General features: G+C 42.6%; 5 protein-coding genes. All 5 read left to right on the forward strand.

Translation table 11 applies throughout. From position 1 onward, the window contains the following. A partial coding sequence (gene purH, locus ACZFYI_RS14330) for a bifunctional phosphoribosylaminoimidazolecarboxamide formyltransferase/IMP cyclohydrolase (RefSeq protein WP_462524813.1) occupies nt 1–1103 on the forward strand: 1103 nt, incomplete at its 5' end. Nucleotides 1104–1369: 266 nt separating this feature from the next. Next, nucleotides 1370–2860 carry a cysteine--tRNA ligase gene (gene cysS, locus ACZFYI_RS14335; protein ID WP_462524814.1) on the forward strand — a complete coding sequence of 497 codons (1491 nt, stop codon included), beginning with the start codon at nt 1370–1372 and terminating at the stop codon, nt 2858–2860. After that, a complete protein-coding gene (locus ACZFYI_RS14340; protein WP_462524815.1) occupies nt 2850–3830 on the forward strand; it encodes a M28 family peptidase in 981 nt (326 codons plus the stop codon). Before cysS ends, ACZFYI_RS14340 begins: the two co-directional genes overlap by 11 nt. A gap of 25 nt (nt 3831–3855) precedes the next feature. Beyond that, nucleotides 3856–4881, forward strand: a complete 1026-nt coding sequence (locus ACZFYI_RS14345; RefSeq protein WP_462524816.1) for a LacI family DNA-binding transcriptional regulator — start codon at nt 3856–3858, stop codon at nt 4879–4881. A 36-nt stretch (nt 4882–4917) separates the two neighbouring features. Next, nucleotides 4918–5962 (forward strand): aldose epimerase family protein (locus ACZFYI_RS14350; protein ID WP_462524817.1); only part of this gene is annotated, 1045 nt, incomplete at its 3' end.

The following is a 5962-nucleotide window of genomic DNA, read 5'->3' on the forward strand; positions in this document are numbered from 1 at the left end:
AAGATGTCGTCATCATCGCATCCAAAGCACAATATGGCGAATTGGAAGAAAAACTTGCCAAACAAGACGGCGCAACAACCTTGGAAGACCGACGCTATTTTGCCGCTCAGGCATTTCAGGTTTCTTCTAATTACGATACCCATATTTTCAATTACTTCAACCGGTCTGAAAATATCCCTGCTCTCAAAATCTCCGAAACTAAAGCAAAAGCATTACGGTATGGAGAAAATCCACATCAGGCAGCCCATTTCTATGGAGACATGGAAGCCTTGTTTGACCAATTGAACGGTAAGGAATTATCCTACAACAACTTGGTGGACGTCGATGCAGCAGTGGCTTTGATCGCTGAATTTGATGGAGAAACGGCATTTGCCATTTTGAAACATACCAATGCCTGCGGGGTAGCTACAGCCAAAACCGTTCAGCAAGCTTACAAGAAAGCCTTTGAGGCAGATACTACTTCCGCTTTTGGCGGAGTTTTGATCACTAACCAAAACGTGGACTTGGCAGCAGCGGAAGAAATGCACAGCCTTTTCTTTGAAGTGCTGATTGCACCTTCTTTTGACGAGGATGCTTTGGCACTGCTCAAAGGAAAGAAAAACAGGATTCTGCTCAGGCAGAAAATCCAGATCGAAGGCACCAAGCAAATCAAAACTTTGCTCAATGGCATCATCGAGCAGGATAAGGATTTGAAAACAGAAACCAAAGCTGACTTCAAGGTAGTGACCAAAATCACTCCAACTGAGGAAGAACAGGATGCTTTGGTTTTTGCAGCCAAAATCTGCAAGCATACCAAATCCAACACCATCATCCTGAGCAACAGCAACCAATTGTTTGCTTCGGGAGTGGGACAGACCTCAAGGGTAGATGCACTGAGGCAAGCCATCGAAAAAGCGAAATCTTTTGGCTTTGAATTGAAAGGCTCTGTAATGGCTTCTGATGCATTCTTCCCTTTCCCTGACTGTGTGGAAATCGCCCATGAGGCAGGAATCACAGCAGTCGTCCAACCAGGAGGATCAATCAAAGACCAAGACAGTATTGACTTCTGCGATGCCCATGGAATGAGCATGGTGATGACAGGTGTGAGGCATTTTAAGCATTGATTTGCGAGAAGCGAGAAATTAGAAGCGAGAGAGGAGACCGCCTGAAATATAGTTTCAAGCGGTCTTTTCTCTTTTTTTTTAGGGATAAAGATCAAATTACAAAATCATATCATTTAAGCCTTGCGCCAATTTATCATAAGTTTTGTAGTCAATTTGTCATTTAAGCCTGTATCTCAACCCATTTCTTTTCATTCCCGATTTCTATTTTCTATTTTGCGTCTTCATTTTAAATACCTTTATTCTTTGATATTCCGTACCCTTATATTATGACCCATAATCTAAAAATCTACAACACTCTTTCCCGCAAGAAAGAAGATTTTGAACCGATCAACCCTCCTTTTGTAGGCATGTATGTCTGTGGCCCTACCGTTTATGGCGATGCCCACCTTGGCCATGCGAGACCTGCGATCACTTTTGATACTGTGAATAGGTATTTGACCCATTTGGGTTATAGGGTGCGCTATGTCCGCAACATTACGGATGTGGGACATTTGCAGGGAGATGCAGACGAAGGTGAAGACAAGATCGCCAAAAAAGCAAAATTGGAGCAGTTGGAACCGATGGAAGTGGCGCAGCAATATACCGATACCTACCACCGTGACATGGAGGCGCTCAATACTTTGAAGCCCAGCATCGAGCCAAGAGCAACGGGTCATATCCCCGAGCAAATTGCGCTGGTGGAAGATATTTTGAAGGAAGGATTGGCTTACGAAGTAAATGGATCGGTTTATTTTGATGTATTGAAGTACAACGAAACCTATGAATATGGCAAGCTTTCAGGCCGGGTTTTGGATGAACTGATCAGCGGAAGCCGTGATTTGGATGGACAGGGAGAGAAAAGAAATTCTGTTGATTTTGCATTGTGGAAAAATGCTTCTCCCGAGCACCTGATGAAATGGGAATCCCCTTGGGGCACGGGCTTCCCTGGTTGGCACCTCGAGTGTACTGCCATGAGTTCGAAGTACCTCGGAAAACAGTTTGACATCCACGGCGGCGGAATGGATTTGATGTTTCCGCATCACGAATGCGAGATTGCACAAGGAAACGCCTGCAACCATCAGGACCCTGCTAAGTATTGGATGCACAACAACATGATCACCATCAACGGGCAGAAGATGGGCAAATCATTGGGTAATTTCATTACCCTTCAGGAGCTGTTTAAGGGTGATCACAAACTTCTTGAGCAGGCCTACAGTCCGATGACGATCCGGTATTTCATTTTGACGGCACATTACCGCTCTACTTTGGACTTCTCCAATGAAGCGCTGAAAGCTGCTCAGAAAGGCTATAAGAAAATCATCAATGGCTTACGGATTGCAAAGAAACTTGAATTTGTAGCCGAAGAAACAACAGCATTGGATGCAGATCAGATCAAGCAAGTAGAAAGCAGCATCAGCAATGCCTACCGTGCCATGGAAGATGACTTCAATACAGCGCAGGCGATTGGTCATATTTTCAATTTGTTGAAAAAAATCAATTCTATCTATACAGGTCAGTTGAATGCAGCCGTATTTGGAAAGGATGTTTTTGACCAAATGATCCAGACCTATGTGATTTTTGTTGAAAAAATATTGGGTCTAAAAGAAGAGGTAGCCAACAACCAACAAGGCCTTTTGGATGTTCTATTAAAACTTTATTCCGAATCAAAAACAGCCCGCAACTATGATAAAGTGGATGAGATCCGGAATGGGTTGAAAGACTTGGGAATAGTGGTTAAGGACATGAAAGACAAAATCGACTGGGCATATGAAGAGTAATTGGGGACTATTTATTTTTGCGCTCCTTTTCCTTTGGTCTTGTGGCGGAGACAAAACAACAGACACAATTCAAGTGCCTATTGTATACAAACCTGTTCCTGATTTTGTAGCCGACTCTGCTTACGCTTATATCCAAAAACAAGTTGATTTTGGTCCAAGGGTCCCCAATACCGAGCCACACAGAAAAGCCAAAGAATGGTTTGTTGAGAAGTTTGAAAGTTTTGGTTTAGAAGTTCAGACACAGGAATTCACAGCTAAGACCTATGATGATAAAGTTTGGAACCTGACCAATATAATCGCTTCCTACAACCCTTCTGCCAAAAAAAGGGTATTGTTGGCTGCCCATTGGGATACAAGAAGAATTGCGGACAAAGACACCGAACGCATTGACCAGCCAATAGATGGCGCAAATGATGGCGGATCGGGTGTTGGGGTTTTACTTGAGATCGCCCGGATCATCAGTCTTTCAGAGCAAAAACCTGAAATAGGGATTGATTTTATCCTTTTTGACGGGGAAGATGATGGCGAACCGGAGCATACCTCAATCTCTAACAATGCTCAGATATGGTGGTGTCTAGGTTCTCAACATTGGTCCAAAAATCCGCATGAAAAAGGCTATTCAGCTTACTACGGGATTTTGGTAGACCTTGTTGGTGCCAAAGGAGCAAGGTTTTACAAAGAGGGTAACTCCATGCGCTATGCCAAAAACATTGTCAATAAAGTGTGGAATTTTGGGATAGAATTGGGATATTCAGACTTCTTTATTTTGGAAAATGCTCCTGAAATCATTGATGACCATGTTTTTGTTAACAGGGATGCGGGAATTCCGATGATAGATATTATTGAGTTTTCTCCAAGAGCAGGATTTGGCCATTACCACCATACCCATAAGGACAATATGGAAATAATCGACAGAAGAACACTCAAGGCAGTCGGCCAAACAGTATTATTCACTGTATACCAAGAATAAAAATCCAACAAACCACCTACAAATCATGAAAAAAGGCCATCAGGTTACAATGAAAGAGATAGCCAAAAAACTTGGCGTGTCGGTCTCTACTGTTTCCAGGGCGATGAAAGACTCTCCCGAGCTTCATCCCGATACCAAAAAACGGATCGTGGAAATGGCCAAAAGTATGAATTACCAATACAACCTTTTGGCACAAAGCCTCAGGATCAGCCGAAGTAAGGTTTTGGGGGTAATTGTTCCTGAATTGACTTCCCATTTTTTCTCCAGCAATATCAGCGGGATACAGGACACTGCTTATAAGCGTGGCTACAACATCATGATCTGCCAATCCAACGAGTCTTTCGACCAAGAAAAGGCCAACATCAGAACCTTGGTTTCCTCACAGGTTGATGGATTGCTGATTTCCTTGAGCAGAGAAACCAAAACATATGAACACCTTCAGGACCTTTATGACAGGGGGATTCCATTTATCATGTTTGACAGGGTGACCGAAGAAATACCGGTTTCCAAAATAACCGTGGATGATGCCCATGGCGCTTATTTGGTAGTCAAGCATTTATTGGAACAAGGATGTAGAAAAATAGCCTATTTCTCAGGACCGGAAGATCTTTATATCAGTAAGAAAAGAAAAGAAGGATATCTAGAGGCTTTGGCAGAATATGGAATTTCTGAAAAAGAAAGCAAAGTTTATGTAACCGACCTTACTCCGGAGATGAATCGCAAAGTTACCTTGGAAATGCTCGATAGCGGTGACTTGCCGGATTCAATATTTGCAATGATTGATCCTGTGGCGGTGGACGTCATGATTGTATTGAAGGAAAAAGGAATCAAAATACCTGAGCAGATCGCCCTTGCAGGATTTACCAACAACCCAACTTCCGCAGTGGTAGAACCATCCCTGACAACTGTATCACAGCCGGGATATGAGATGGGCCAACTAGCAGCCAACCATTTGCTCGATCAGTTGGAAGAAATAGTGTCGGACGACCCTCAGTCATTTGTGTTATTGACCACATTAGTTCCCCGCAATTCATCTAAGAAAAAACCTTAAAGCCTTAAATGGCTTTTTTTATACCCAAATCATCCTATGCAACCTGCCTTAACCTCCAAAACATTTGGATTTACTCCCAAAGGAGATGAAATCCATCTATTTACGCTCAGCATTCCCAATCAAATTGAGGTGTCAGTAATGAATTATGGGGCAACTTGGACGCACTTATTGATTCCCGACAGAAGTGGTAAAATGGAAGATGTGGTATTGGGTTTTGATACTTTAGACGGGTATTTACAAAAAGATTATTTGGAACATTATTGCTATATCGGCTCTACAGTGGGTAGAATTGCCGGAAGGATAAAAGAAAACCGGTTTCATTTAGAGGGAAAAACATATGAACTTCCTGCCAATTTAAACGGGATTCATCTGCATGGAGGAATGGAGGGATGGGATAAAAAAGTATGGGAATCAGAACCATTTGAAACCAATAACTCTGTGGGAGTCACTTTTTATTACCAAAGCAAAGCTGGTGAAGAAAATTATCCGGGCACCATTGATATTTGGGTTACTTATACATTGGATGAAACGGGAAGATTGGAAATTGGCTATAAAGCAAGCACAGATCAGAAAACCATCATCAACCCCACAAATCATGCTTATTTTAATCTGACCGGTGATTTCAGGAAGACAATTGAAGGCCACGGTTTTTATGTAGATGCAGATCAATACCTTCCAATGAACAAAAACAGCTTGCCGACCGGAGAAATTGCACCCGTCAGCGGAACTCCTTTTGACTTCAGAAACCTAAAACCAATCAGCGAACCTATCCACAGAGATCATCCACAACTGGAAATTGCCGAGGGAATTGATCACTGCTTTGTACTCAACCAACCTGAAGATTGTGCCGTTCTTTATGATCCTGAATCGGGGAGAAAATTAACACTATCTACCACAGAACCGGGCATTCAGGTGTATACCGGAAATTATTTAGGCAATGATTTCAAAGGAAAAAATGGTGTAACCTATAGCAAAAGAACGGCTATCTGTCTGGAGACGCAACATTTCCCGCATTCCTGCAACCAACCAGAGTTTCCGTCTATTCTCCTAATGCCCGGAGAGATTTTTCAATCCAAGACGC

It is taken from the genome of Aquiflexum sp. (assembly GCF_977115555.1).

What these genes read in the sequence shown, in the direction of transcription:
- cysS (WP_462524814.1), top strand. Translation starts at nt 1,370, where the DNA reads ATGACCCATAATCTAAAAATCTACAACACTCTTTCCCGCAAGAAAGAA.
- ACZFYI_RS14340 (WP_462524815.1), top strand. Translation starts at nt 2,850, where the DNA reads ATGAAGAGTAATTGGGGACTATTTATTTTTGCGCTCCTTTTCCTTTGG.
- ACZFYI_RS14345 (WP_462524816.1), top strand. Translation starts at nt 3,856, where the DNA reads ATGAAAAAAGGCCATCAGGTTACAATGAAAGAGATAGCCAAAAAACTT.